A 23,747-nucleotide genomic window follows, 5' to 3' on the forward strand; every position below is an offset into this window, starting at 1 on the left:
CATGGAAAAGGAACTGAAGAAGCTGCGCGAGCAGTACGCGGAAATTCCGCTGGTGGTGCGCATGCAGGGCAAGTTTTTCTTCGATCAGTTGTTCGTCACGCTCGCATCGATGCAGGCCGCCATCGTGCACGCCGAAGGCATGGCCGGCAGAAGCGAGCGCGACTGATGGCGACGAAACCGAAAAACCAAGTCGGCACCATGGAGTGCCGCTGTTGCCATCGGCATATCCCGGTGCGCGAGGCTGACACAGGAACGCTCAACGTGTCGTGCCAGTGGTGCGACTTCAGCGCCTACGCCAAGCACGGCACCGAGGCCGCGCGGATCATCCGCGCACAGATGACAGCCCGCGAGGGAGACGCGCTACCGCTGGTGAAGACGGCGCAAGCGCCGCAACCCACGCCAACGCCGGCCGCGCCGCCAGCCAAGGCACCCGCGCCGACACCGGCGCCCGCACCCAGGCGCATCCTGTTCTGACGGCCGCCTGAAGGATTCGAGACCAGCGCACGCCCCCCGCGCGGAACTCGAACCCAACAGGTGGACCATGGAAGACCAAAATCACGAACTGGCGGGCCTTGCTGGCATCGCCGCCGAAGCCGATCAAGCTGCCGCTGGCGTTGCTGCGCCCGGCGACCCGACAGCGCCGGAACTGGCGCCGCCTGGGCCGGACTACGCCACCGAGGCGGCCGGCATGGTGGACATGCTGGGCGCGATGATCTGCGGCTACTCGCCCGCGTGCGCGCCGCTGTGGGGCACGGAAACCAAGCAGCGCATGGCCATGTCGGTGGCGCCCGTCATGGAGAAATACGGCTTCTCGTTCGGCGCCATGCCGGTCGAGTTGACCGCGCTGGTGGTGTGCGGGCCGGTGCTGTATCAGTCGGCCCGCATCATCGGCGCCCAGATGGCAGAGGACAAGGTGAAGGCTGCGGAAGCGCAGCAGCAGGCCGCCGCGCGCAACGCTGCCGGCCTGCCGGCACCGAAGGCACCGGATGACGCGCCGGCCGCCGCTGTCCATCCGCAGATGGCGCTCTACCAATGAAAGTGCGCCCAACCCAGGGCGCGGACATGCGCCCGAACATCCTGGCCTACATCGGGGCGTCGGGCGCCGGCAAATCCACGTCCCTGAAAGCCCAATTCAAGGCGGCGCGGCACACGCGGTCGATCATCTTCGACACCCAGCACGAATACGACATGTACGGCGCCGTCACGCACACCCTGGCGGACGTGCATCGCATGCTCATGGAGGCGGGCAGGGGGCAGGTGCAGATCGTGTTCCGACCGTCGGCCGACATGAAGGTCGCGCGACAGCAATTCGATGCCATCTGCCGGATGGCGCACGCGGCCGGGCATATCGCGTTGGTGGCCGAAGAACTGGCCTTCGTGACGCGGCCCAGCGGCGGCGAGCCGGGCTGGATGCTGGTCAACCTGCGCGGGCGTCTCAAAGGGCTGGTGGTGTATGGCACCACGCAGCGGCCGGCGCGCGTGGATAAGGATTTCTTCGGCAACGCGACGCGCATCCGGTGCGGACGGCTGAACTACGCGACCGACCAGAAGGTAATGGCGGACGTGCTGGGTGTGCCGGTCGAACTGATCCAGGCGCTCAAGCCGATGGAGTACATCGAGCGGGACATGACCACTGGGAAGGTGACTACTGGGGAGGTGTCTGTGGGGGCCATCCAGCCACCGGCCAGAGAGTTGCACATTGGAGACGTTGCAAAGGTGGTGAAAACCGGAATTTCCGGGCCGCCAGCGCGAAAAAAAGTAGGGGGTAAGGGGTAGGGAGGTGGGGTGCCTGGGGACCTCCCCAATGGGGCGCTATCCATTGGGGAGTGTTCTAACGCCTTGCGAGGGTACGACCGTAAGTTTTGGCCTGTGCGCGGGGGGCTGCGCCGATCTCGTATCCAACTCGCAAGAGGACATCATGAAGCAATACGTTCACAGCTACATCACCTTCGTCGCTTTCCTGGCCGTCACCAAAATCGTGGTGGCGCCCATCGCGCAGAACCTGAATGTGCCGCTGCTGAAAGACGTGCTCGCCTAATCGGCGCGCTTCCCTTTCCGCAACCCTTCAGGAGAACGCACAAATGCTGCTGGTTAAAAACCTGCCCTTCACCAACGTGGTCGCCAACGGCGTCGCGACGGTGAGCCTGCCCATCGGGATGAGCTACAACAAAATCATCCTGGCCCTGGGCGGCACTTCCTTCACCAAGTCGATGATCACGGACTTCAAAGTTCGGGTGAACGGCAAGGTGATCATGCAAGGCACCGGCTCGCGCCTGGACCTGATCCAGCAATATCGCGGCCTGTCCTCGAACGCCGGTTTCCTGACGCTCGATTTCACGGAACCGTACGCCAAGCTGATGAGCGAGCAGTACATCGGAAACATCAACACCGCGCAAGGCGTCTCGTCGCTCACGGTGGAAGTGACCATTGCCGGTGCCACCGCGCCGACGCTGGACAGCTACGCCGAACTCGGCCCGCCGCAACCCCTGGGCGTGCTGGCCAAGCATCTGCCGTTCACCAACTCGTTCGGCGGCGCCGGCAAGTTCGCCTTCAAGCTGATCGACCTCGCCAACCGTGGCGCGGTGATCAAGCGGGTTCACTTCGCCCACGGCGGCAACATGACCGCCCTGGAAGTGAAGAAAAACGGCATCGTCATCCACGACAACATCCTCACGTCGGTGCTCGGCTATTACCAAGCCGACTACAAGAAGACGCAGCAAACGAACCTGTACACGTTCGACCCATGCGCGGACAACAACTACACCAACGCGGTCAAGACGGCCGACATGGTGTCGATGGAGTTCAACCCGACCTTCAGTGCCGCCGACACGGTGACGGCCGTCATCGAAACCCTGGACCTGCTGGGCAACATGTAAAGCAGGGCGGCCGGCGCGTGCCGGCCGCTGGTTTCCACCAGGGAGAGAGCGATGGACCCAACTTTCGATTGGAGTCAGTACACCGGGACTGACAACACGAGCGGCATTTTTCAAGATGCCGGTTCGTCTGTGGGGCCGCAGAGCGATGGCACCTACAGCTACCCGGCAAACGCGCAACCGAACAACCAACCCTGGGATACCAGTGGCGGGGCGAACGGCAACTACAGCCAACAGGTGCTGGACGTGCTCAAGTTCGGCGTTGGCACGTGGCAGCAGGATCAGGCGCGCAAAGACTTCTACGACTACAAGAAGTACGAGGCGACCAACGGCGGCTTGTTCCAACAGGGTGCCTTCGCAGGCGGCCTGCGCACGACGCCGGCAAGCGCCAAGCCGCTGACGCTGGCGGCGATGGTGCTGCTCGGCCTCGTCGTGTTCCACATGTTGGAGCACTGACACATGTGGCCAATGCTCGCAGCTGCCGCGATTGGCGCGGCTGGCAAGGCGGCACAAACGCCGCCTGCCGGCCCGTCGCACGCGGATGGCTATTCGTCGGGAACGTCGAACGCGCGATCAGGCTTTGACGGGTCGGGGTGGACCGTCTCCACGGGCAGCAGCAAGGCCACGGGGGCGGGGCTGAACATGAACACCATCCTGATCCTGGGCGGCATCGCCCTGGGCGCGGTCTACCTGATGCATCGCAAATGATCATCGCGGCCGAACGTTCTGCCGAGGTGGCCGCGCTGCTGGCGCGTGCGTTCAAGCACGACACCAGCGGCGGCGGCTACACGGTGGAAGACGCCATGGCCAGCACGCACGTCTACTCGGTGCGCGATGCGGCCGGCGCGCTGAAGCTTGCGTGGACGATGGACATTCGGCGGGACCGAAAAGGCGTGCGCGCGTATGTGACCGCGTGTGCGGGCGAGGGGATGCAACAGGCGTTGCCGGAGTGTGAGCGGATCGCGCGCGAGCACGGGGCAAACCGGCTGGGCCTGCGCACGATGCGCCCGGGCATGGTCAAGCGAATGACAGAAGCGGGCTTCGTGCCGCGCTTCGTGGAATTGGAGAAAGAACTGTGATTCGCACGCCGGCACAGATCAGGTTGATGGCGATGGGCTTGCCCCATACGCCGTGCAATGTGGGCGGTGAGTCGTCGTCGTCTTCGGCGTCGACCAACACCACAAACACGACGACGAACACCAGCTATCAGGACCGCCGCAACGTGGCGGACGGTGGCTCAACGGTGGTGAGCGCGGATCAGTCGAGCGTGTTCATCACGAACAGCGACCAAGGCGCAATACGCGCGGGCGTTGATCTGGGAACGGCTGCGCTCGATGCGTCGAAAGCACTGACGCAGGCTGGATCGCACATGCTGGACAGCAATATCCAGCTCACCCGCGATCTGAACTCAAGCAACAACAGCCTGGCGCGCGACCTGTTCGCGAACACGCAGAACGCCGTGGAGAGCGCCATGGCGCAGAACCAATCGGCGTTGCAGGTCGTGCAGGCGCTGGCAGCGCAGCCGGGAAAGCTGAACGACCCAAACCGGGCAATCCTGCTGGTGGGCATGACGGTGGTCGCCATCGCGGCCGTGGTGATGGTCCACAAGGGGTAACGCATGCAGTACTACGACATCAACATCCCAGCCAACAAACAACAGATCGTTGAGGCGCAAGGGACGTTCATCTACTACTTGAGCGGCAGCGCAGGCGGCGCCGATAACACCATCAAGGTAACACTCGGCATGGGTGGCACGACCGTGCTTCTCAAGCCGGGCCAGTCGATTCGGTTGCCGGTTTCGGCAAAGCCAATCGACATGTGGCGAGTCGAGAACTACGCCAACGCGCAGACCATCATCGGGCAAGTGTTGGTAGGTCAAGGGGACTTCAAAGACACCAACACCACGGGCACGGTGCAGGTCGTGGATGGAGGCAAGTCGCGGACGTTGGGCGGTGGCGCCTTCCTTGGGTATCTGACGACTGCTGCAGTCGCGGGGCAATACACGATCAACCAATTGTGGAACCCACCGGGCAGCGGGAAGAACGCGATCATCGAGCGTATCAACCTGACCAACGGGGCGACAGCGCAAGCCATCGTCGCGCGCATCTCCAGCACGTCGCTGGGTGGCGGTACGGGGGCAGAGTCAAAGCTGGCAGGCGGGACGGTTTCAACTTCGCTCAAGCAAGGCATTTCGCAAGTTGCTGCGCCAACGGGAAATGTCGTCTTCGCCATGTTCTTTGGGGTCAACACCACCATGACCATGCCGCTGTCCGAGCCGATCATCTTGCCGCCAGGGAAGGCGCTTGCGATCAACAGCGGGGCGGCAAACGGCCTGGACGTGCCAACGACATTCGAGTTTTACGAGGAAAACCAGTAATGCGACCGGCCGCCATCATCGCGGCCGCCACGCTGGGTGTCGCGGCGTACGTGTGGTGGCAGTCGGCACAGGCATCGAACGGCGGCGGGGATTCTGGTGTGGACAACCCGGACCCTGAGAACGATACGGGCATGCCAGATTTTTCGTCGCTCTTTGGCGGCATCGTGAGTTTCGGAGGGAGTGACATGCATCTGAGTGATGCGGGCCTTCAGGCCCTGGCGCAGCGCGAGGGGTTCAGTGCAACGCCGTATTGGGACCACAAGGGCTATTCGATCGGTTACGGCCACCTCATCAAGGCAGGAGAAAACCTGACCAACGTGACGCGCGATCAGGCCGCGCAGTTGCTGGCAAGCGATGTGGCATGGGCAGAACAGGCGGTGGCCAACAACGTCACGGCGCCCCTGACGCAGAACCAATTCGATGCGCTGGTTTCGTTCGCCTTCAACGTGGGCGCACCAGCATTCGCCAAGTCCACGCTGGTGAGCCTGCTGAACGCAGGCGACTACAGCGCGGCCGGCGAGCAGTTGCCGCGCTGGAACAAGGCAAGCGGCGTGGTCAATGGTGCGCTGGTTTCGCGGCGCGCTTCGGAAGTGGCGCAGTTTTACGCATAGGCGGCAAGCATGGGCAAAAACGACATGATTTTGATTGGCATCGCGGCGGCGGTGCTGGGCCTCGTGGTCTACAAGACGCAGAACGCGCAGGCAGCAAACGCGCCCAACGGTGTGATGGCGAACGCGCCGGCCGTGCTGGGCACGCTGCTGCCGCCGACGGGCAACCCGTACAGCGGTGACGCCTACACGCCTTCGGGCATGTTCGGCGGAACGCTGTTCAACGCACCGCAGTACGTGCGCAGCGTCTTCGGGCCGGCCAACGACACAGCGTCGGGCATCTCGCCGGCACCGGGCCTGTTCAACGCACCGCTGTTCATCTGAGGCGCAGCATGAAAACCATGTATCTCATGCTCGGCGGGCTGGCGCTGTGGGCCGTGGCCCGGCGTCGCGCGCCCGAGGCGTCGGAGACGATGCCGGCTGCAAACGGCTGGTACACCTACGCGCCAAAGGAGCCGTCCGACTGGTACGGCGACATGTGGCAGCGCCTGAGCGCTGGCGACCTGTTTCCGCAAGGCCAAAACGATGCGCCGGGCGGCGGCATGTTCATGAACGGCGCGCCGGTCGGGAACTACATCGACCCGACCAACACGGGCGGCGCAAAGCTGGCAACGGACCCGAATGCACCGTATCAAGCGGTGCCGGTCAATCAAGCATCGCCCATTCCGGGCGTGATGCGCATCCTGTAGGGGGCGTAATGCAGGTATCGGGGCAAGCCATGCTGATCGCGGGCGGCCTGCTGGTCGCGGCCTATGTCGTCTTCAAAAAAAAAGACCTGGGGACTGCGGCTGTGGATGCGGCGGGCGGTGTCGGTGAAACCATCGGGCAGGGCGCCGTGGCAGCAACAAGCGGCGTGGTGCTCGGCATTGGTGATGGCCTGGGCGTGCCGCGCACGAACATGACTGAGTGCGAGCGGGCCAAGGCTGAAGGGCGGACGTGGGACGCAAGTTTCGCGTGTCCAGCAAGTGATTTTCTGTCGTACGTGTTCAACTGACCAAGGGGGTCGTATGTATTTCTGGAATCGTCTGCGTGAGCCGTCCACCTGGGCCGGCATTGGTGGTCTCGCTGTGCAACTGGGAGCCAGCCCGGACAAGGTGAGCGTGGCATCGCAGGTTGTCGGCTGCGTGCTGGCCGCCCTGGCCGTGTTCCTGCCCGAAAAGGGCAACACCACGCCCCAGCAGTAAGGGGCGGGCATGGACTGGATGACGCTAGACATGCTCAAGCTGCTGGTCGGTGCTATCGCCACGGCGAGCGGCATCTATGGCGGCATCCGGGCGGACCTGCGCAAGGCAATCGACCTGGGCAAGTCCGCACACGAACGGTTGGACCGCCACCTGGAGGGCCACCCGTGAACAAGTGGATTCCAAGCCCGCACGAAATCGTGCGCGAGGGCATCATCGTTCTTGGCGGCGTGCTCATTGCCGCGTGGGTGCTCTCTCGCATGCCTTCGGTGAAGGCATGGGTACAGCAACAAGGAACCCTGACGATCAAAGACCAGTCGGGGAACGTTCTCTACTGAAGGAGGCCACCATGGCACACAAGCGCAAGCGCCGCACGCCGGCACGCGACAGCAAAGGCCGCTTCAAGAAGAAGCGCTGATGCAAAGAAAAACCCCCGGTCAAAAGCCGGGGGTTTTTTCATGGCCATGCGAGTTCACGGGGAACAGTGATCCTGATGGAGTCCGTATTGTTTTGCATAGGCGCAGGCGTCTTTCACATTCGTCGCATGATCCATGAAGATGGAACCGGCAAGGAATGCAGCGATGAAGGCGACATAAGCCCAGGTGGGGATACGGTTGCAAATGGAGATGAACTTTCGCATGTCAGGCTCGCATCTGTTCGGGTTGGTCGATGAGGGAAAGCGTAGGCGACGCGGGGACGTATCGAGGGCGCGCGGGAAGCGTGTAGACGGTGGCGGTGCCGGCGATGCCGAGGCGGCGATAGCCCATGGCGCGCATGTCGGCGTCACGCTGCCAAGCCCGCAGGCGTAGGAGTTCGGGAACCCACCAGGGCACGGGACTGGAGCCAGAGCGCCAGGCGCGCAGAGTTTTGACGGTGACGCGCAGGGTGCGGGCAAGCATGACTTCGGGCGCGTGCGCGTAAAGCTCCAACTCCCCCAAGTGGCCCCATTTGTGATCGTGAGACTTCATCTTGTTTTTCTCGAAAAAAGGCCCGGCGCGAGGGCCGGGCTTGCACGGGATGCGGTCCATTGGAACCGCGCAGCATGATGGTGTCAGAGCTATGCAGCGCAGAACCACCAACAAGGGGTAAAACAAGGTAAGACTTTGATTGAGAACAAGATTTGGCCCGGGGTGGCGATTTTACATAACACAAATTATGCGATGGCAGGGTATGTTTGCAGGTGTTGCGTCGTTTCAGGAGTGCAGACACCGCTCCAACGCAAACATGGGCCGAAATTCGCCACTTTCCTACGGAACGCTACCTCTTAATGGCAAATTTGCCCATTTCGGCCATTTGGTACCAGCGTTGCGTTGGCGAATTTTGCTGATTGCATTAGATCCCACGATTCCGTTAAGTGGGCTTGCATGCATTGGTCCCACGCCACTGTAGCCATTACCGGCCTGTCTTCCGTGGCACCCTCGGCAAGGAAGCTGGGGCAAGCGTTGCGGTCACGACAAAAGTGACGTATACAGCTCTTTTCTGCCCCGGAAACTGCCTTTGTGGTCTTGGTCTAGCCGCACAAATGTTGGAGATACGCGTAGCGCGGAAGGCTACGTCCCGATCAGCACGTCATGTGTGCGCCGTTACCCCATTGCGGCGTCGTGCGGTCCCGCCGAAATAAAACCTTCTCCGGGCTTGCGCCAACGCTTTCGAACCAGTGATTCGAATTCGACCTGGTTCGCGAGTGCCAGCTTATCAGCATGATCAGTGACGATGATTTGTGGACGGATTCCAGTCTCTTTGAACGTGTCTTCACAGTACCAAACAAGCTGGTCGAACATGTTTGTCACTGCGCGCAGATCCTCGTCCACTTTATGCGCCGAGGTACGGGTGGGATCCTGGATCGCATTGAATTCGGCGCCGTTGTCCAGCAAGGCGGGAAAGTACACTTGACTCGGCTGATCTAGAAAAAGGATCGGCGGTATCGCACACTTGTCTCCGAGCTCGCAAAAATAGCGATGTAGCGCGAGGAACAGCGCAAGATGGCAGGATAGCCAGTTGGCCCCGCTGCCCATTGATCGCAGGAAGACCTTCTTATCCTTTGCGGGTTCGTGCCACAGATCAAACGTCTCCACCGAGAACCGCAAGCGAATAGGCTTATAAGAGTCCTCGAAGTCGAATCGCGTGCCGAGATCATCTAGAATCTTCGCGATGCGTTCTTCGGCCTGAGCAAGCTTTGTTTGAACGTCGAATCTGCGCTTCAGGTCTGCCTGAAGCTTGGCGATGCTTATGCGGAGTTGAGCCAAGTCACTCTCGTCCTTTCGGCTCACCGCCCTGGCAAGTGCGAGTAGTGCCTCTTCTAGACGCCCTTTCGCCGCAACTGCCATCTCATACTGGCTCTTCAGCTTGCCCATCTTGGCAAGTTCCGCGTTCAACCTCTTGAGCTCGCCTTCCTGCTCCGCAGCCAGATTCTGGACGGGAAGCATATCTTTCTTCACCTTAGCACGTGCCTCCTCAAATGACGCCAGCCGCGAGTTGGATCGGAGCAACTCGGTGTTTAGCCACTCAATCGCCGAGCTTAAGGCGTTCGCACTGTGCTCGACGGCTTCCGTGGGCGTCGCGCAGAATGGGCAAGCACTTGTGTGCAAATCCGCTTTTACCGGAAGAGGAATATCCTGTTTGCGCTTGTCATACTGAATCGCGAAGGCAATGGACGACTCGATTCCATGCAGATTTGTTGCGTGCTCCCGTAGCAATGCAACGGTTTTGCTGTACTCCATTTCCAGTTCACGCCGTCGTCGCACGTGCCCCGCTGTATCTGCCGACAGTGCGACGGACATAGCCTCGATCCTGTCTCTCGCAGCCGCTGGGTTCGCGTACATCGTAGCCAAATCCACTGGAGGCGATAATCCAGACAATGCTTCGTACTCGGACCTTGCGAGGGCGACTTTCCGTTTGGCCTCGTCAATCTGCGCTTCGCGCTTTGGCGCCATGCGCTTCAACGATCGCTCTTCTTGCTCCAGTTCGTTGAGCTTTTGCTTTAACAGGAAGTACTCCTGCTTGGCGAAACCCAGAAACACCTTCAAGTGGTCGATCGCCTGCTCGCGCTTTTCGCGCTCGTCGAAGCGATAGAAGACCGCGTGCTTGTTGGCGACCAGATTCTGGTGTTGCAGCATGAAAGACGTAAAGCTTCTTGCTGACGGGGTTGCCAATCGGGCCTTATTAAAACGTGCCTCGCGAGCCGACAGATCTTCATCAACGTCGGTCACCACGACGCCAAAACTTCGTATCAAGTTCTTCTTGAAGAGATCTGTTGAATAGAAGAACTTCTCGTCGAAGTAAGCGCTATTCAATGTGCGGGCCTCTTTGACTCGCTCAGTCTCAAGCTCCTCCTTGAAAAATGCCGTCCCTGTGTCCGGACGACGAGCCAGAACGATGGCCGTATCATTGAGCATCAGCACGGTGAAGTACAGAATCGCATGGTCAGTAATCACGCCGACCGGTACCGTAAACGCGGAGCTTCCAAAACAATAGTCAAAAATCTCGATCAGTGCGCTCTTGCCAGTAGACGAACGCCCAGTGATGACGTTGACGCCAGTCGAGAAGGTCACTGCGTGTACGGCGTCGTTTTTATCAACGACGCCGATGTGAAGGATGTGGGCTTTCATAGAGACATAACACCAAGCATGCGAAAGATCGTCGGTACGTCATAGGGCGCAAAGATCGTTCCGAGTTTTCTTGAGGCGGAAAGAGCTTCGCGCGGGGCCAACGGTTCGTCGACAACTTCACCACAGACCTCGAGCGACAAGTCTGTCGTTATCGAGAGGCGACCACAGTTCAGGAGATGCTGGAGGGTAACGTTGGTGATGGCACGATAGGTATCGATCCGGCCCTGCAATCCATACAGACGTTCGGTCTTCGCCGCAAACGTCGGGAGACGCGTCCTGCCACGATCTTTGTGCAACACGTTCCTCGACTGTTCCGGCAAGACCAGGGGCAAGACAAGGTAAGCCAGCAAAACACCATTCTTTTGTGGCCCCATCGCCCCATAGAATTCGGTGAAAAGCTCGGAAAACAGGAAGGGGTTGTTGTGCAGTATGAAGAGATTTTCGACTACGTCGATCTTCTTTTTTTGAGCTTCCATTGCAATTGGCTGTTATTCATCTCAACGTGCAGCAGTCCATTGCGGAACCAGGTCGGCGAGTCGTCGTAACCTGGAAACTTCGGTGCCCCAGCGCCGTGGACGTCATCATAGAAATCCTGTGACGCACGTATTTCATCGGCGCAGTTCCGCGCGGCCTTCCGGTAGGTCGCGTTAAAGACATCGAGGACATCGCTGTGATAGCCCTTCCACCGAGATGGCTCAATCAGATAGCCCTTGATGTGCGTTTCGATCAGCGTCATCGCATTCTGATAGTGATGGATCGCATCGGGAATGACCTCCTCATAGTCAATGTCCAGGATCTTGCGGACGAACGGGTCCTGGGAGGTGCCCATCGGCACCTCGGATATGCGGCTAGGGTGAGGCTTCTCCGGAAAATATCGAGTCGCCTTTCCGTGAATTTCGTACAACTCCTTCAGCTTCGTATCAAAATCGCGGAAATCGATTTCCCAAGTTGCCCCCTTGGGTTGGTCGGCACGACAGACGAAGCCAAGCAAGGCGTCCATCATCGGACCTTTGTTTTCGGCTGGGACACGGAGCTGCTCGATCTGGATCGATTTGTATAGTTCACTGAGGTCCGGCGCCGATGCTTCGATGTAGATCTTCGGCACAATAAGCTCCAGTAGGTCGCGGCGAATCGGATCGAGGATCCAGTCCTGTAACTCCAGAACCTTGCTACGCTTGGCCTGCTGGTCGGTGCCCTGGGCGACTTCGAACTCATCGGCATGAGCCGCATGGATTTCGCATAGCAGGTCCAGTCGCGCTGCACGCCCCTTTTCGTTCCAGTATCGCAATCGGGCCGTGGTGCCAAAAGCTTGAGTCGTGAAAAGGATGAGCGAGGCGTATCGTTCTTGGGGGAACCGCGCATCCATCCAGTTGTACACCGTATTCCAGAAGTTCTCGCTGCCATCCGTCAGAGGTTTGCTGTGATACCGCTTTACCTCAAACTGCGTGTGCCCTTCGAGCGTGATGTCCCCCAATCGCTCTATGAGAAGCTTCTGGTCGGGCTTTAGCGCGAAGCACTGCGCCACAGCTACGCAGAGCTGATAGACCGTCGCTCTTGTGGATGCGGTCGCGTCCGATCGCGAACCCTTTTTCGTCATGCCCAACACTCCGTGAGCCTATTTCCGCGCCTAGACGCCACCTCGCAGGCGCAGTCGTGGATGATTACATCCTCAAAATGCTCTTTCACTCGAACGTGTGATTATGAAATATATTCCGGTGCATGGCAGTTTCACATAACCCAACTTAAGGAGGGGCTGCTGAAGGCATGCCAATCGACCCACAGGCGCATAACTGCGCCCGTGCAGCGCCAAAATGGACCCTATGCGCCTTCCACCGTTCAGCGGGAGCATTAGCGACCCTTGGAGTAATTGGGCTTGCCCTCGGAGCCATTCGTTAGGCGCCGCTTCGCGTGGTACAAAAGACCGTAGTCCAAGCATCTGCCGGAATGTCAGAAGCTAGATCACGATCAAATTCCCGCCGTCCGCCTTTGCCGGCTCGGACGATATAAGCGCAAGAAGTTCGTCGTCTCCTGCTGTCAGTCCCGACATATCCTTGACGTGCGCCACCAGTTCTTTCAAATCGCGCGGACGGCATCTCGGTCGCCTGGGCAAAGATCCATTTTCAGATTGCATCCAACTGCGCCCCCGCAGCTTGACCGCCTGGCCGTTGGTCTTGATGCGGCCGACTAGCAGCGTTTCCTGATGCGTGCGCTCGAACTCGCGGCCCAGGCCGCGCCCGGCCAAGTAGTCGCGTAGCGCCTGATGACCGGTGCGGGCACATGCACCTCCGGGGCTCGGCTCCCCTTTCCCGCGAACGACAGCGTCCACGTGCCTCGCTAGTCCGCGGCCGGATCCTGTCGCTGCAGATCGCCGATGGTTACCTGCGCCTGCTCCGAGATCCGCTGTCCAGGTGCGTAGTCGAAGCGCAACAGACACTGTATCCGTGCTGTGCGGGCATCGCCGTGTGGCAGGTCCCGGCGATGCTGCTCAGGAACTGCCATTGCGCCTCGGTAAAGCCGCTCAAGGTAGAGGCTGATCCTGCATCAGCGCTTGCCAAACGCATCACCAATTTGCCGAGATCTTTTCACATCGTCGCCGTGCAGATAGATCGACGTCGTCGAGATGGACGCATGCCGCAGGTTGTCTCGCACAGTGGTCAGCTCTGCGCCGCGCTCCAGAGCATGGGTGGCGTGCGTATGCCGCATCCAATGTGGACTGGCCTTTCGGAGCTTCTCAGCCAGCACAGGGTGATCGCCTTCAATCACGTCGGCCGCCGTCAGGAAGAACCGTTTGACCACATACCAAAGGCGCGCCCCGGTGATCCCGCCGTTGGGGTCTAGCCCTAGCGCGCCGATCAGTGAGGTTCGCGGATCCCAACGCGTCTGCGTCACTGGCAATCCTCGCTCCACCAGATAGCGATCAAGCGCTGCTCGCGCCAGCGGCGGCAGCGCGACCTTCCCGACGCGACCGCCCTTCCCCACCAGGTGGATCCACTGATCAGTCTGCCGATCTGTTTCGATATCACCGAGCTTCCCCGAAACGAGCTCGTTCGCACGCAAGCCACACCCATAGCCGAAATCCAATACAAAGCGCAGCCGCCGAGCGGCTGGCGCCTCCCAGCCATACGACCACTCCAGTCCATCGGCGATGGTCCGCACCAGCGCCCATTCGCCCTCGGTAAAAGCATGCGAGGCATCCAACGCGGCCGTTCTGCCGCCGCCGCGGACCTTGATGCCCGCGAACGGGTTGGCCAGCACGTAGCGCTGCTGAATCATCCAGCGGAACATGGCCCCCAACACGGACAACGCGTAGGCGATCGAGCGGGCCGACAACCCGTCCGTGAATGGCCGCCATTCGACGGAGGTGCGTGGGCGCGCCGGGCCGACCCAGCGTTCCCGCGGCGTCGGCCGGCGCAGGAAGCTCCGGTAAGCAATCGCGTCCTCGGTGGTGAGCGACGACAGCGGCCGACCGCGTTCGACGATCGCCCACAAGATCAGGCGCTCTGCTTCTTTACGGTACGCCCGCTGGGTCGCGGGCGATTCGTGCAGCGACAGCCAAGCCTGGACGGCCTCGTAGTCATTGTCGGCGGTGAGCACGCAAGACTCGCGCGGCGCGCGGAATTGCCCCTGAGAGCCGTCAACCTCGTTCGGCAGGCGCAATTGCTCCCACGGCACCACCACGCCGCGGACCTGCTCTGCGATCAGCGCCCGGGCACGCTCGGTCAATTCCGGGTGCTCGGCAAAGAACGCCTCGATACGCCGCGCGCTGGCCTGCCCCAAGCCGGGAATGACGGCCCACCAGCGGCGTCGGCGCGGCACGCGTACGGTCAGGTCGGCCAGGGTGTCGATGCCGGCAGCGCGTAGCGCGGCGACAGTGCGCGCGTCCAGCCACAGTTCCACGTCATCGCTGATAAGCGGGGCTGGCACCGGCAGCGCGCGGAGCAGCTCGACCGCTTGGTCGGCGGCCCTGCCCTGTTTGGCGCGCTCGGTTGCCAGCATCTCAAACAGCGCGGCCAGATCGTCGCGCTGCCGCCGGCGTGCAAATGTGGCGAGCTGACGCCGGATGCGGCCTAACACGCCGCGTGAGGACTGCCCTGGCGTCAGGCGCTCGCCCAGGTAGCGCTCAACGGCATCGCGGGTCGACAAGCCGGCATGCCAGGCACGCAGCGCCGCCAGTTCGGCGGCATCGGGGAACTCAGACGGGGTGCCGACGGCAGGATCGACGGGAAGCAGACGCGTTTTCATGGAATCGAGTTTAGTGCTTCCATGCGGCTATTGCGATAAGAATAGTTATCGCAATGGATCGATATGGCGACGACATGCCACATCCACTCCCATTCACCGGCGGGACACACGCGAGAGGCGTCTGTGGTGAACGGTTGCCCCCCGTGGACTATGGCGTGCGCCAGATCCAAGATTCCATCACAGTGCTTGGTGGTAGATCCGAATGCCGGCGCGGAACCTCGTCAACAAGTCCTCACGTCAAGGGACGCTGCTCAACGTGAATGTGAGGCTTCCCGTCGAATTCCCGTTGTGAGTCAAGTTAATGGTGTACGTACCGGTTGCGGGTAACGTGAGGGTTCCGGTGGATGAAGCCCCACACCAGAATTGCTGAAAGTACAAATTCGAACCATCCGGATTCTTCATGTTCAGGTAGTAACAGCCCATGGTGACTTGACTTGTCGCGAGGCTGACTTTCTGCCCGGCTGTCCCACTGAACGTGAGTTGGCCATCCTGACCTGCCACAGTTGTCGTGAGCGTCACCGGCGAACCACCAATAGAGATCGTTCCAGTAACAGTCGTTGGTACGGTGGTAACAGTGAACGTGTAACTGCCAGTGGTTGTCCCCGAGTGGCCCGCCAAGATGGTGTACGTTCCTGCAGCCGGTAGAGTTAGTGGGCCGATGGTTGACGATCCACATGTGTACGATCGGCTGTACAAGCTAGTCCCGTCAGGATTCAGCACCGTTAGGAAATAGCAGGCGGAGGCGCTCTGATTGATGTTGATATGCTGTCCTGCTGTACCGCTAAAGGAAACCTTCCCGTCCTGGCCGGGTGCAGTTGTGGAAACGGTAGCTGACGAGCCATCGACTGTAACCGTTCCAGTCGCGTCAGGCGGCACGCTGTACAGCGTGAAGGTCAAGCTCCCGGTGGAGTCCCCGTCGTGCCCAAGGTAAATGGTGTAGATGCCAGTAGCCGGCAGAGTTATCGGATCGACAAATAGGCTGCCTGTAAAGTGATTTGCATACAAGTTCGTACCGCTCGGGCTCAAAATCGCAATGTTGTACCAGCCCATTGTGTCCTGACTGGTCAAGAGACTAATACGCGTTCCCGCAGTACCACTAAACGTAAGGCTGCCATCTTGCCCAGGTGTGGTGGTAGTCAAAGTAGTAGATGCTCCACCGGGCGATATTGTGCCGGTCACATTTGCAGGGACGCTGCTCAAGGTAAACGAAATACTGCCAGTGTCGGAGCCGCTCGGGGCTACCATCAATGTGTAGGTGCCAGTAAGGGGCAGAGATGTGGTGTCGAGAAGTGTCCCATTGCATAAGTTGATGTTGGATCCGGCACTTCCATCCGGTTGAATCAACTGGATAGCACCATTGCTGCATGAACTGAAGCTGGAGCTTGTGATCTTTAACCTGATCTTTTGGCCGCCGATAGCATCGAACAGGATCAAGCCAATTTTTGCTGCAGTGGCGATCGAAACGGTCTGAGTACCACCGATGGTCATGCGGCCAGCCTGGGTGACATCCGCAGCAACATGCGGAGGGGGCGGGACAAAGAAATCCTGCGTGCTTGTAGCTCGACCATTTGGCGTCGTTACGGCCAGCTTCCCGGACGTCGAGAGCGTCGGCACACTTGTAGTAAGGCTCGACGCTGTCGCAGCACTGACTGGTGCGACACGCGTATTGAACGTCAGATTGTTCTCATTAAGCACCGTCTGAAAGTTCGTTCCGCTAACGCTCACGGAACTCCCAGCAACACCGACCGTAGGGCTAAATCCCGTGATCGTCGGCGCCATACCCTGTCCAACGGAAAACGCGGCAGAACTCGTGGCGCTTCCGCCGGGTGAGCTCACCGAAATAGCACCGGTGGTGGCCCCTGTGGGCACTTGAACTACGAGCTGCGTGGCAGACGCTGAGGTGATTGAGGCTGCCGTGCCGTTAAACGTGACCGAGTTCTGGCTGGCGGTCGAGGAGTAACCCGAGCCGGAAATCGTGACAGTTGAACCCACCGGACCGCTTTGTGGTGAAAACTGAAGAATGCTGACTGCAGCGGTGTTGCGTGTGATTGAGGTGATATTTCCCGCAGCATCGTACGAATAGCCCGCAACGTTTCCCGATGAGTCACTGACTCCCGTTAAACGCCCCAGATTGTCATAGCCAAAGTTGTAGACAGCAGCCCTCGCAGATGCGGTACTTAGTAGACCGCTCGCGACCAGCAAAGAACACAGGAACGTACGGCCGAGCATCTGCAGAAACACGCGTTCACCAACCATTATTCGAGCGTACATGCTGTTCTCCCAGGTCAAACAGCACCTAGGACAAACTCTAGGAAACTGTTACCTCAACACGGCGACTTCAAAACTCAACCGAAATACATTTTTAGTGTGACCGCTTCAAATTCAGGGCAGCTCGACCGCACCTTACCGATCATGGGTTTCGGGAAGAACTGCTGTCATCCCCATGCAAAGTCAGTGAAGGCAGAATTAATTGCCCGCACCCGCTCACAGCACGACGGCTCCCGCCGCGGCTTCGGACATTGGGCCAGGTATAGCGGCGGCAGCTAACGTATCTCCAAATACAACTAGAGAAGCGACGACCTGCCCGAGGCGGCGCCAATCTCAATCCGCAAAGTCACCGGAATTTTGATGTGGTCACCCTTTTAAATCATCTGAATTATGATTCCACAAAGCAGCGACAACTCCATATATGAACATTGTTAAAAATTCTATGCTGCCGATGATGCGCCTCACCATTCCCCTACGTCCATTTATATCCAATACGGCGAGTTGCCGCCAAGCAAAAACATTTCCATTGTGTTTCGCCGCCTCTAGATAATGGATGGCCATCTCCAAATCTTGTGGAACCCCCCTACCCTCCAAATACGCAACACCAAGGCGGAATTGCGAAGGGGAATAGCCTGCATTCGCAGATTTCTTATACCAAGTTATCGCATCATTGAATCTCCCCTGTCGTGCAAGTAATCCCCCGAGATAGAAAGCACCGCTTGCCGAGCGAAGCTTGGCTGCCCGCGTGTACCAATGTTCGGCTTCTTCTTGGCTCGCACGAATTCCCTTACCCTGCGAATACATCCAACCGAGGAAGACTTGGCTCTCGGCATGACCTGACTGAGCTAACTTGTAATAGATTTCGTATGCTTTCGAATAGTCGGCCCTCTTACACAGTTTTGAGGCTTTAGTGAGTAGTTCAGCAACACTAGGTTCACCGCTCGTCTCCTGCTCTTCAGTGCGATTCATTTCTATACTCCCATGCGCTGCGAGGAGGTTAATTTATTCCTGGCGGGGGCGGTGGTGGCTTTGAATTAGATGACGCAGGCCGGGTTAATGTCGGCGGCGGTGGAGGTGTTGGGGGCGGCTCCGCGTCCTGATGGAGCCCCTTCGCGAGCCCCCTAATGATGCCAATAATTGTTCGGGTCTGTGGAGTTAATAGCCCGAAGTATCCTTCCCCAAATGCGCAAGCAGCTGCGCCGGCGCCTGCAGTGGCCAATCCTGCTGCTGCCGCTGCGTTGCCAGGCTCACCATACGTGGCTGCTTCATCGAGTGTCACATTCATTCCGCCGCCAAGCGTGCTCATTATGAACAGGCCCAGAGGATCTACATACCTTAGCGGGTTCCCTTGGGCATATGCGTATGCATTCGGTCCGCCGCCGAACCCTATCGGATCCGCCGACACGAAGCGCCCGAACCCCGGGTGGTAATACCGGGCTCGGTAATAGTACAGTCCGGTCCCATCGTTTTCCCGTCCGGTGTACTGCGCCGCACTGGTGTTGCTCTCACCGCTCACCATGGTGGCTCCATAGGGCTCGTACCCGTAACTGGTCTTGACCGTTCCCGTGCTATCGGTAAGCGCCACCGTATTGCCCAACGCATCGGTTACGAAGCTGCGAGCCCCTAGTGCGGTGTCCGTGCGGCTAAAGGTCTGGTCAACATCCAGCCCCGTTAGGAGGTTGGCCGTCACCGTGTTTGAAGCGTTCAGCTCCTGCACAACATTGAGCCCGTCGTACATAAAGGCGGTCGTAGTGCTGCCAATGGTCTTCGTATTGCGTCGACCGACCGCATCGTAGATAAAGCCCGCCGTTGCGCCGCCCGTCAATGCGCTGAGCCGACTACGCGAGTCCCACGCGTAGGTCAGGGTGCCATCAGTGAGCAAATTGCCATTCGCATCGTAGGTCAGGTTGGCGCCGGCCCAGCTGGTCAGCCGGTTGTTGGCATCATAGGCGGCGCCACTCACCGCGGCGGGCAGCGTCATGCTGGCCAAGGTGCCACCCATCTGGATGCGTCTCCCGCCAGCGTCGTATGCATAGCTCAGATCACCCAACCCTGTGCCACCATTGACGTAGTTGATTGCGGTGAGCTGGCCCGCCACGTCATAGGTGTAACTCGCTACCACGCCGTTCGGTAACGTCAAGCTGGAGCGTCGATTGCCTGCATCGTAGGTGAACCCTACTTGAGCACCGCCCTGTGTAATGCCGGTTAGGCGGTTTGCATTGTCATAGGCGTAGCTAACTGCGGTCTGTCCTGCCACCGTCATATTGGTTCGACGGCTGGCCGCATCATAGCCGTAGCTGACACTGCCTTTTGGCGCCGTCTCGCTGGTCAGTCGATCTAGACTGTCGTAGCTGCGCGAGACACTTCCACCAACGCTGTCGACGACCTGCGTAATACGGTTACCCGCATCATACGTATAGCTGACCGTCGCATCCGGCGAACTTGGCGTGCCTCCAACCAGCGTTTGCCCATAGGCTGCCGCAGTGCGCCGACTCAGCCCATCGTAGCTGAAAGTCGCGATCTTACCGTTGCGGTCGGTCACCTGCGTCAGGTTGTTGGCCCCGTCGTAGCCGTAGCTTACGGTGTGGCTCAACGGGTCGGTCTTGCTGGCAAGCCGGTCTTTCGCATCATAGGTAAAGGTGGTCTGTCCACTGCGCGCGTCTGTCAGTGTCGTCAGGTTGCCGTTGCCATCGTAGGCAAACGTGATGGCGTTGCCGACCGCATCGGTAAGCTTGACCGGCAGGCTTCGCCCGCTGTAGTCATAGCGCGTGAGATTGCCCAAGGGATCCGAGATCGACAGAAGCCGCCCCGCCCCGTCGGTATAGCGGTTGACTGTGCGTCCCAGCGGGTCCGTCACCGCAAAGAGATCTCCGTCGTTATATGCAAGCGTGGTCACGTTACCCAGTGCATCTGTCACAGAGGTGGCCTGCCCAACTACGTTGTATGCGAACTGCACCGTATGCCCTAACGGGTCGGCAACCGAGATACGGTTACCCGCACTGTCATAGCTGTACGTGGTGGTATGACCGAGCCCATCGGTGACCGATGTCACTTGGTTGAACGTGGGCTCATAGGTATAGGAGACTGCTACCGCTTGTGACGTACCCGCAAGCCAGGTAACACTGGTGATGTTGCCTATCGAGTCGTAGGTGTACGCCGTCTTGCGCCCCAACGCATCGGTCTTCGACAGCAGCAGATTGGTGCCAGCCTGCCGCTCGAACGTGGCCGTTTGTGCTTCGGGCAAGCCGAAGGAATTGGTTGCACTGGTAACGTAGCCGCTACTGTTGAATACCGCCCTGCGCACCTTGCCGCGCGGATCGGTCACATCGGTTTGCGTAACGTTGCCATTCGTATCAAGTGTGTAAGCAAACTGGTACACGCCTCCATCAGCGAGCGTCTGCTGGCTGACTCTATTGTTGGTGTCGTACCGATTCGTGACCATCAATTGCCCGTTCGGTTTGGTGACCGTGAGCATGTTGTTTGACGTGTCGTAAGCGTACTTCTCAACGCCACCGTCCGCGTCGGTCACCTGTGCGAGACGACCGCCGGAGTCATATTGATAACCGACGGTCCGTCCGATGCTGTCCGTGGCCTGCGTGACCCGATTCGAGCTGTCATAGGTCAGGTTGATGTAGCGGCCATCCGGATTAGCAATCTGTGTCAGGTTGGCGTTAGCATCTCGCGTCAAAGTCAACTTGTTGCCTAACCGGTCGTAAAACTCGCGCAGTGCTGCACCACGACTGCTGGAACAGCCCGGACAATCGTAGAAGTACATAACGCGGCCGTCGCGCATTCTCAACTTCCATTTGCCCCCGACATAGCTGATGACTGCACCGTAGTACTCGCTTGGAGTCGCGGTGTGTGTGTAGACCGCATCGGTCCAACTGGTTCCTGCCGAGGTCCGTACGAAGTGAACGCGACCCCCATCCGGCAAGATCAGATCCTGATAGGTGTACGGGTTCATATCGCCAACGGTAAAGATGTCGTAGGGATCCGAAGTGCCGATCCCAAACGCACGGGAGATGCTGTCCGCCTGGCGATAAGTATGGGTCACGCTAATGGGGACCGAACCCCTTACAGTCAGGTCGGTTCTGGTCAACAGGAACAGGCCTGTGGAGCAATCCACTGGATCTCCGCCGCAACCGCCAGCCGTCGGGGCTCCCTTCCCACCATCGCCTTCACCGCCCGGAGCGGGAGTGCTTTCAGGGCCGGGAGGCGAGCCGTTCTTGCCGCAGTCGGGATCAGGATTGCCTGAAGGGTTCGGTGGCGCCGCGGGCGCTGGCGAGCTGTTGGGCGAGCCACCGCTGCCCCCATGGCAGCCGCCCGGCGGTGGCCCTCCTGCCGGCGCGTTGCTGGGCAAGGAAACCATAGCCCCAGTCAGCTCATAGATCGCAACCCCAGGGTTCGGTTCGATCTGCTCGCCATTCGCAGCGATCTTGCCTTGCCCGTAGACATACCACCCCTTTTCCACCGGGTCATAGTTCCAGAAGTCCAGTTCGCTGCCCGGCGCATCATGGTGGTAATTCGGGTAGATCACCCGCGCACCCTGCGCGCTGGCTGCATCGACACCCTCCAGATGTGCTCCGCCCGGCTGCAGCGTAAAGTACACCGGGACATAACGCGTCGGCAGTGGGAACGGCGGACGGTCCACCGGAATCGGCGTGATCGATAGCTCGTGGATCACGCGTCCGCTGCGATCGCGCAACACCGTACCCTTCGGGATGTGAACCTCAAGCTGTGGAATGAAGGGCGTGGTGATGACCACCTCGCTGGTGGTGGGCGAATCGAACTTGATGCTGTGCACCGTGTCGATGCGCGGCATCCAACTGGTGTACGGCAGCGCGTTAGTCTTGCCAGCCTCGAGGCTCACCATCGCCTCGAAATACCCGTACGTTTTGCCGGGACGGTTGATGCTCCGGCCATCGATGATTAGTGTCTTCGCGCCCGCGCTCAATCCTTGCAGCAGGAACCGCCCGGTAACGTTTGTCTGTGTAGTTTGGTTATCAAGTTTGAGCGTCACCCCTACCGCTGCCTCGCCGTTCGTCAGCAGGACCTGGCCTGCCAGCGCCGTCATTCCGTCGGGCGCCGCAAGCGGCGGCATCTGCTGTAAGGGTGAGGGCGGCCGTTTGATTCGCCAATCTCCACGCAGATGCGTGGGGCCTGGGATCCATGTGTCATCGCCCTGCGCAGGTGCAGCGTGTGCCGAGGCGGCGGTTGCGGCCTGGCCTGGGGTCGGCGCAGGAGATGTGATCTGGGCGGTTTGGGGCGACGAACTATTAGTTGTAGAAGTCGACGCCACGGTAGGTGCCGCACCCACACTAGAACCTCGCCCAATCGCCGATGGTGTCGGAGTCGCACCGCCAGACAGACTGCCAGCAGTAAAACCGATCGCCGTGAATGGCAATGCCGCCCCTGACTCGTCTACCGCGGCATTGATAAACAGCGTATAGCGAGCTCCCGGGCGAAGGTCGGCCTGCGGCGTGACGAATAGCATCCGACCTGACTCTACCGGGACGACGTTGACTGCAACCGAGCCGGTTGGTCCGAGCAACGTTACGCTCTGAGCGTTCAGGCTAGTCACCGCCATCGGCTTGGAGAAGCGCACCGCCAACCTAGCGGTGATCGGTACGTCTGTGGCGTTTGCCAGCGGCAGCGATTCCTGGACCTGCGGCGCCGACACGCCTGACGCTGCGAGTTGGGTAGTTGTGATGTTATCCGGCAGAGCGAAGCGTTGCTGCTGCGGCCAATAAAGTTCGTCTGAGGTGATGGTCTTCCCCGCGCTATCGCGCCCGCCCGAGAGCAGAACTGGCTCATTGGCCAAGAGCTGAGCAGAGTGATTCGTGCGCGGAAATACCATCTGGGCGTGAATGCCCAGCGCTTGCCGTCCTAGCGAATCCCATAGGTCAGCCTGTGCAACAACGGTGCTCTGGTCTGAGACGCCGCCCGTAATCAATACTGAGCCGTCCATCATGACGGTAGCAGTATGCCCAGCTCGTGCTATCAGTCCTATGTCACCCAGTGACGTGAATGACTGGGTCGTTGGATTGAGCAGCTCAGCGCTGTGCACGACGCTGCCGTCTTGCGCGTAGCCTCCGAAAACCAACACGCTTCCGTCGGGTAGTAGGGTAGCGCTGTGGTGGCTGCGCGGAGTGAGGGGGCCTGAGGTGAGCGGTGTGGTCTGCTGGGTTGCTGCATTGAATAGCGCGGCGGTTGCTGCGGTCTTCCCCTCTCCGCCCAGCAGCAGCCATCGGCCGTCCGGCAATTGTGTTGCGCTCTGACCTGGTACTACCACCGGAGCCGCGGCCATCGCCGGTAGCAGCCAGAGACAACTCACCAGCACCCCTATTGAGAGCCACAGACGGTGAATGCGTGCACGCATGGACTGACGCGTTGTGAGAACGGAAGTCGACGAGCTCACATTGCTCTCCGCGTCGCCAGCCATGGTTCGAGAGTACATGCCGTTCTCCCAATGCAAACGAAGGCAGGGTCTCAATACAAGACAGCCTTGACTTCAAAGGGCTACAACGAAGTGGCGCGAAGGTGGGAATCGCTGTGACGCGTGCCTGTCTGAGGCACGCTTTGGACGAACA

Annotated in this window: 27 protein-coding genes; 17 read left to right on the forward strand and 10 right to left on the reverse strand. The window is 59.8% G+C overall.

Annotation, left to right across the window (positions count from 1 at the left end; genetic code table 11):
- Position 1 precedes the first annotated feature (1 nt).
- The 17 genes from BM136_RS25455 (at position 2) to BM136_RS25470 (ending at position 7,377) form a co-directional block, all read left to right on the forward strand.
- Positions 2–166 (forward strand): hypothetical protein, encoded by a 165-nt coding sequence (locus BM136_RS25455; protein WP_175537200.1) that lies wholly within the window; start codon positions 2–4, stop codon positions 164–166.
- On the forward strand, positions 166–474 hold the full coding sequence (locus BM136_RS22620; protein WP_092976010.1) for a hypothetical protein: 309 nt from the start codon (positions 166–168) through the stop codon (positions 472–474). The genes BM136_RS25455 and BM136_RS22620 overlap by 1 nt, the downstream gene beginning before the upstream one ends.
- Before the next feature lie 67 nt (positions 475–541).
- The gene (locus tag BM136_RS22625; protein WP_065855200.1) at positions 542–1,036 is read left to right on the forward strand and encodes a hypothetical protein; all 495 of its coding nucleotides are present in this window, start codon (positions 542–544) and stop codon (positions 1,034–1,036) included.
- Positions 1,033–1,776, forward strand: coding sequence for a hypothetical protein (locus BM136_RS22630; protein WP_092976014.1), 744 nt, complete (start codon positions 1,033–1,035; stop codon positions 1,774–1,776). The genes BM136_RS22625 and BM136_RS22630 overlap by 4 nt, the downstream gene beginning before the upstream one ends.
- A gap of 305 nt (positions 1,777–2,081) precedes the next feature.
- Complete coding sequence (locus BM136_RS22635) at positions 2,082–2,876, forward strand: major capsid protein P2 (RefSeq protein ID WP_092976019.1); 795 nt, start codon at positions 2,082–2,084, stop codon at positions 2,874–2,876.
- Positions 2,877–2,927: 51 nt separating this feature from the next.
- On the forward strand, positions 2,928–3,329 hold the full coding sequence (locus BM136_RS22640; protein ID WP_092976022.1) for a hypothetical protein: 402 nt from the start codon (positions 2,928–2,930) through the stop codon (positions 3,327–3,329).
- 3 nt (positions 3,330–3,332) lie between these two features.
- Entirely contained in the window at positions 3,333–3,581 is a 249-nt protein-coding gene (locus BM136_RS22645) for a hypothetical protein (protein WP_139219393.1), read from the forward strand.
- A complete protein-coding gene (locus tag BM136_RS22650) occupies positions 3,578–3,952 on the forward strand; it encodes a hypothetical protein (RefSeq protein ID WP_092976028.1) in 375 nt (124 codons plus the stop codon). The genes BM136_RS22645 and BM136_RS22650 overlap by 4 nt, the downstream gene beginning before the upstream one ends.
- Complete coding sequence (locus BM136_RS22655; RefSeq protein WP_092976032.1) at positions 3,949–4,488, forward strand: hypothetical protein; 540 nt, start codon at positions 3,949–3,951, stop codon at positions 4,486–4,488. Before BM136_RS22650 ends, BM136_RS22655 begins: the two co-directional genes overlap by 4 nt.
- 3 nt (positions 4,489–4,491) lie before the next feature.
- Positions 4,492–5,250 (forward strand): hypothetical protein, encoded by a 759-nt coding sequence (locus tag BM136_RS22660; protein WP_092976035.1) that lies wholly within the window; start codon positions 4,492–4,494, stop codon positions 5,248–5,250.
- Entirely contained in the window at positions 5,250–5,861 is a 612-nt protein-coding gene (locus BM136_RS22665) for a lysozyme (protein WP_092976038.1), read from the forward strand. The genes BM136_RS22660 and BM136_RS22665 overlap by 1 nt, the downstream gene beginning before the upstream one ends.
- 9 nt (positions 5,862–5,870) lie before the next feature.
- Positions 5,871–6,182, forward strand: a complete 312-nt coding sequence (locus BM136_RS22670) for a hypothetical protein (protein WP_092976041.1) — start codon at positions 5,871–5,873, stop codon at positions 6,180–6,182.
- Positions 6,183–6,190: 8 nt separating this feature from the next.
- Complete coding sequence (locus BM136_RS22675) at positions 6,191–6,547, forward strand: hypothetical protein (RefSeq protein ID WP_092976044.1); 357 nt, start codon at positions 6,191–6,193, stop codon at positions 6,545–6,547.
- Positions 6,548–6,576: 29 nt separating this feature from the next.
- Positions 6,577–6,852, forward strand: a complete 276-nt coding sequence (locus BM136_RS22680; RefSeq protein ID WP_139219394.1) for a hypothetical protein — start codon at positions 6,577–6,579, stop codon at positions 6,850–6,852.
- A gap of 13 nt (positions 6,853–6,865) precedes the next feature.
- A complete protein-coding gene (locus BM136_RS25460; RefSeq protein WP_175402341.1) occupies positions 6,866–7,042 on the forward strand; it encodes a hypothetical protein in 177 nt (58 codons plus the stop codon).
- A 9-nt stretch (positions 7,043–7,051) separates the two neighbouring features.
- On the forward strand, positions 7,052–7,210 hold the full coding sequence (locus BM136_RS25465; RefSeq protein WP_175402342.1) for a hypothetical protein: 159 nt from the start codon (positions 7,052–7,054) through the stop codon (positions 7,208–7,210).
- Positions 7,207–7,377, forward strand: coding sequence for a hypothetical protein (locus BM136_RS25470; RefSeq protein WP_175537201.1), 171 nt, complete (start codon positions 7,207–7,209; stop codon positions 7,375–7,377). Before BM136_RS25465 ends, BM136_RS25470 begins: the two co-directional genes overlap by 4 nt.
- A 134-nt stretch (positions 7,378–7,511) precedes the next feature.
- Here the strand turns inward: BM136_RS25470 and BM136_RS25475 are convergent, their stop codons facing one another.
- From BM136_RS25475 to BM136_RS22725, 10 genes are all read right to left on the reverse strand, one after another.
- Positions 7,512–7,679 carry a hypothetical protein gene (locus tag BM136_RS25475; protein ID WP_175537202.1) on the reverse strand — a complete coding sequence of 56 codons (168 nt, stop codon included), beginning with the start codon at positions 7,677–7,679 and terminating at the stop codon, positions 7,512–7,514.
- 1 nt (position 7,680) lies between these two features.
- Positions 7,681–8,007, reverse strand: coding sequence for a hypothetical protein (locus tag BM136_RS22685; protein WP_175537203.1), 327 nt, complete (start codon positions 8,005–8,007; stop codon positions 7,681–7,683).
- 615 nt (positions 8,008–8,622) lie between these two features.
- A complete protein-coding gene (locus BM136_RS22690) occupies positions 8,623–10,647 on the reverse strand; it encodes a DUF3732 domain-containing protein (protein ID WP_092976053.1) in 2,025 nt (674 codons plus the stop codon).
- Positions 10,644–11,123 (reverse strand): three component ABC system middle component, encoded by a 480-nt coding sequence (locus BM136_RS22695; RefSeq protein WP_092976056.1) that lies wholly within the window; start codon positions 11,121–11,123, stop codon positions 10,644–10,646. Before BM136_RS22695 ends, BM136_RS22690 begins: the two co-directional genes overlap by 4 nt.
- A complete protein-coding gene (locus tag BM136_RS22700) occupies positions 11,093–12,244 on the reverse strand; it encodes a hypothetical protein (protein ID WP_092976059.1) in 1,152 nt (383 codons plus the stop codon). The genes BM136_RS22695 and BM136_RS22700 overlap by 31 nt, the downstream gene beginning before the upstream one ends.
- A 357-nt stretch (positions 12,245–12,601) precedes the next feature.
- On the reverse strand, positions 12,602–12,973 hold the full coding sequence (locus BM136_RS22705; RefSeq protein ID WP_139219395.1) for a hypothetical protein: 372 nt from the start codon (positions 12,971–12,973) through the stop codon (positions 12,602–12,604).
- Positions 12,974–13,188: 215 nt separating this feature from the next.
- A complete protein-coding gene (locus BM136_RS22710) occupies positions 13,189–14,889 on the reverse strand; it encodes a site-specific integrase (protein ID WP_092976065.1) in 1,701 nt (566 codons plus the stop codon).
- 237 nt (positions 14,890–15,126) lie between these two features.
- Positions 15,127–17,160: an IPT/TIG domain-containing protein gene (locus tag BM136_RS22715; protein WP_092976068.1), complete on the reverse strand. Its 2,034-nt coding sequence runs from the start codon at positions 17,158–17,160 to the stop codon at positions 15,127–15,129.
- 363 nt (positions 17,161–17,523) lie between these two features.
- Entirely contained in the window at positions 17,524–18,126 is a 603-nt protein-coding gene (locus BM136_RS22720; protein WP_092976071.1) for a tetratricopeptide repeat protein, read from the reverse strand.
- 28 nt (positions 18,127–18,154) lie between these two features.
- Positions 18,155–23,614 (reverse strand): RHS repeat-associated core domain-containing protein, encoded by a 5,460-nt coding sequence (locus BM136_RS22725; RefSeq protein WP_092976074.1) that lies wholly within the window; start codon positions 23,612–23,614, stop codon positions 18,155–18,157.
- Positions 23,615–23,747 lie beyond the last annotated feature (133 nt).

Origin of the sequence: Ralstonia sp. NFACC01 (genome assembly GCF_900115545.1) — a bacterium.
GTDB lineage: Bacteria > Pseudomonadota > Gammaproteobacteria > Burkholderiales > Burkholderiaceae > Ralstonia > Ralstonia mojiangensis.

Excerpts from the sequence above, each read along its gene's own strand:
- BM136_RS22690 (WP_092976053.1), bottom strand. The coding sequence starts at position 10,647 with ATGAAAGCCCACATCCTTCACATCGGCGTCGTTGATAAAAACGACGCC.
- BM136_RS22660 (WP_092976035.1), top strand. The coding sequence starts at position 4,492 with ATGCAGTACTACGACATCAACATCCCAGCCAACAAACAACAGATCGTT.
- BM136_RS22635 (WP_092976019.1), top strand. The coding sequence starts at position 2,082 with ATGCTGCTGGTTAAAAACCTGCCCTTCACCAACGTGGTCGCCAACGGC.
- BM136_RS22665 (WP_092976038.1), top strand. The coding sequence starts at position 5,250 with ATGCGACCGGCCGCCATCATCGCGGCCGCCACGCTGGGTGTCGCGGCG.
- BM136_RS22715 (WP_092976068.1), bottom strand. The coding sequence starts at position 17,160 with ATGTACGCTCGAATAATGGTTGGTGAACGCGTGTTTCTGCAGATGCTC.
- BM136_RS22675 (WP_092976044.1), top strand. The coding sequence starts at position 6,191 with ATGAAAACCATGTATCTCATGCTCGGCGGGCTGGCGCTGTGGGCCGTG.
- BM136_RS25475 (WP_175537202.1), bottom strand. The coding sequence starts at position 7,679 with ATGCGAAAGTTCATCTCCATTTGCAACCGTATCCCCACCTGGGCTTAT.
- BM136_RS25460 (WP_175402341.1), top strand. The coding sequence starts at position 6,866 with ATGTATTTCTGGAATCGTCTGCGTGAGCCGTCCACCTGGGCCGGCATT.
- BM136_RS22645 (WP_139219393.1), top strand. The coding sequence starts at position 3,333 with ATGTGGCCAATGCTCGCAGCTGCCGCGATTGGCGCGGCTGGCAAGGCG.
- BM136_RS22625 (WP_065855200.1), top strand. The coding sequence starts at position 542 with ATGGAAGACCAAAATCACGAACTGGCGGGCCTTGCTGGCATCGCCGCC.
- BM136_RS22680 (WP_139219394.1), top strand. The coding sequence starts at position 6,577 with ATGCTGATCGCGGGCGGCCTGCTGGTCGCGGCCTATGTCGTCTTCAAA.
- BM136_RS22650 (WP_092976028.1), top strand. The coding sequence starts at position 3,578 with ATGATCATCGCGGCCGAACGTTCTGCCGAGGTGGCCGCGCTGCTGGCG.
- BM136_RS25455 (WP_175537200.1), top strand. The coding sequence starts at position 2 with ATGGAAAAGGAACTGAAGAAGCTGCGCGAGCAGTACGCGGAAATTCCG.
- BM136_RS22685 (WP_175537203.1), bottom strand. The coding sequence starts at position 8,007 with ATGAAGTCTCACGATCACAAATGGGGCCACTTGGGGGAGTTGGAGCTT.
- BM136_RS22640 (WP_092976022.1), top strand. The coding sequence starts at position 2,928 with ATGGACCCAACTTTCGATTGGAGTCAGTACACCGGGACTGACAACACG.
- BM136_RS25465 (WP_175402342.1), top strand. The coding sequence starts at position 7,052 with ATGGACTGGATGACGCTAGACATGCTCAAGCTGCTGGTCGGTGCTATC.
- BM136_RS22725 (WP_092976074.1), bottom strand. The coding sequence starts at position 23,614 with ATGTACTCTCGAACCATGGCTGGCGACGCGGAGAGCAATGTGAGCTCG.
- BM136_RS22720 (WP_092976071.1), bottom strand. The coding sequence starts at position 18,126 with ATGAATCGCACTGAAGAGCAGGAGACGAGCGGTGAACCTAGTGTTGCT.
- BM136_RS22700 (WP_092976059.1), bottom strand. The coding sequence starts at position 12,244 with ATGACGAAAAAGGGTTCGCGATCGGACGCGACCGCATCCACAAGAGCG.
- BM136_RS22695 (WP_092976056.1), bottom strand. The coding sequence starts at position 11,123 with ATGGAAGCTCAAAAAAAGAAGATCGACGTAGTCGAAAATCTCTTCATA.
- BM136_RS22670 (WP_092976041.1), top strand. The coding sequence starts at position 5,871 with ATGGGCAAAAACGACATGATTTTGATTGGCATCGCGGCGGCGGTGCTG.
- BM136_RS22620 (WP_092976010.1), top strand. The coding sequence starts at position 166 with ATGGCGACGAAACCGAAAAACCAAGTCGGCACCATGGAGTGCCGCTGT.
- BM136_RS22630 (WP_092976014.1), top strand. The coding sequence starts at position 1,033 with ATGAAAGTGCGCCCAACCCAGGGCGCGGACATGCGCCCGAACATCCTG.
- BM136_RS22710 (WP_092976065.1), bottom strand. The coding sequence starts at position 14,889 with ATGAAAACGCGTCTGCTTCCCGTCGATCCTGCCGTCGGCACCCCGTCT.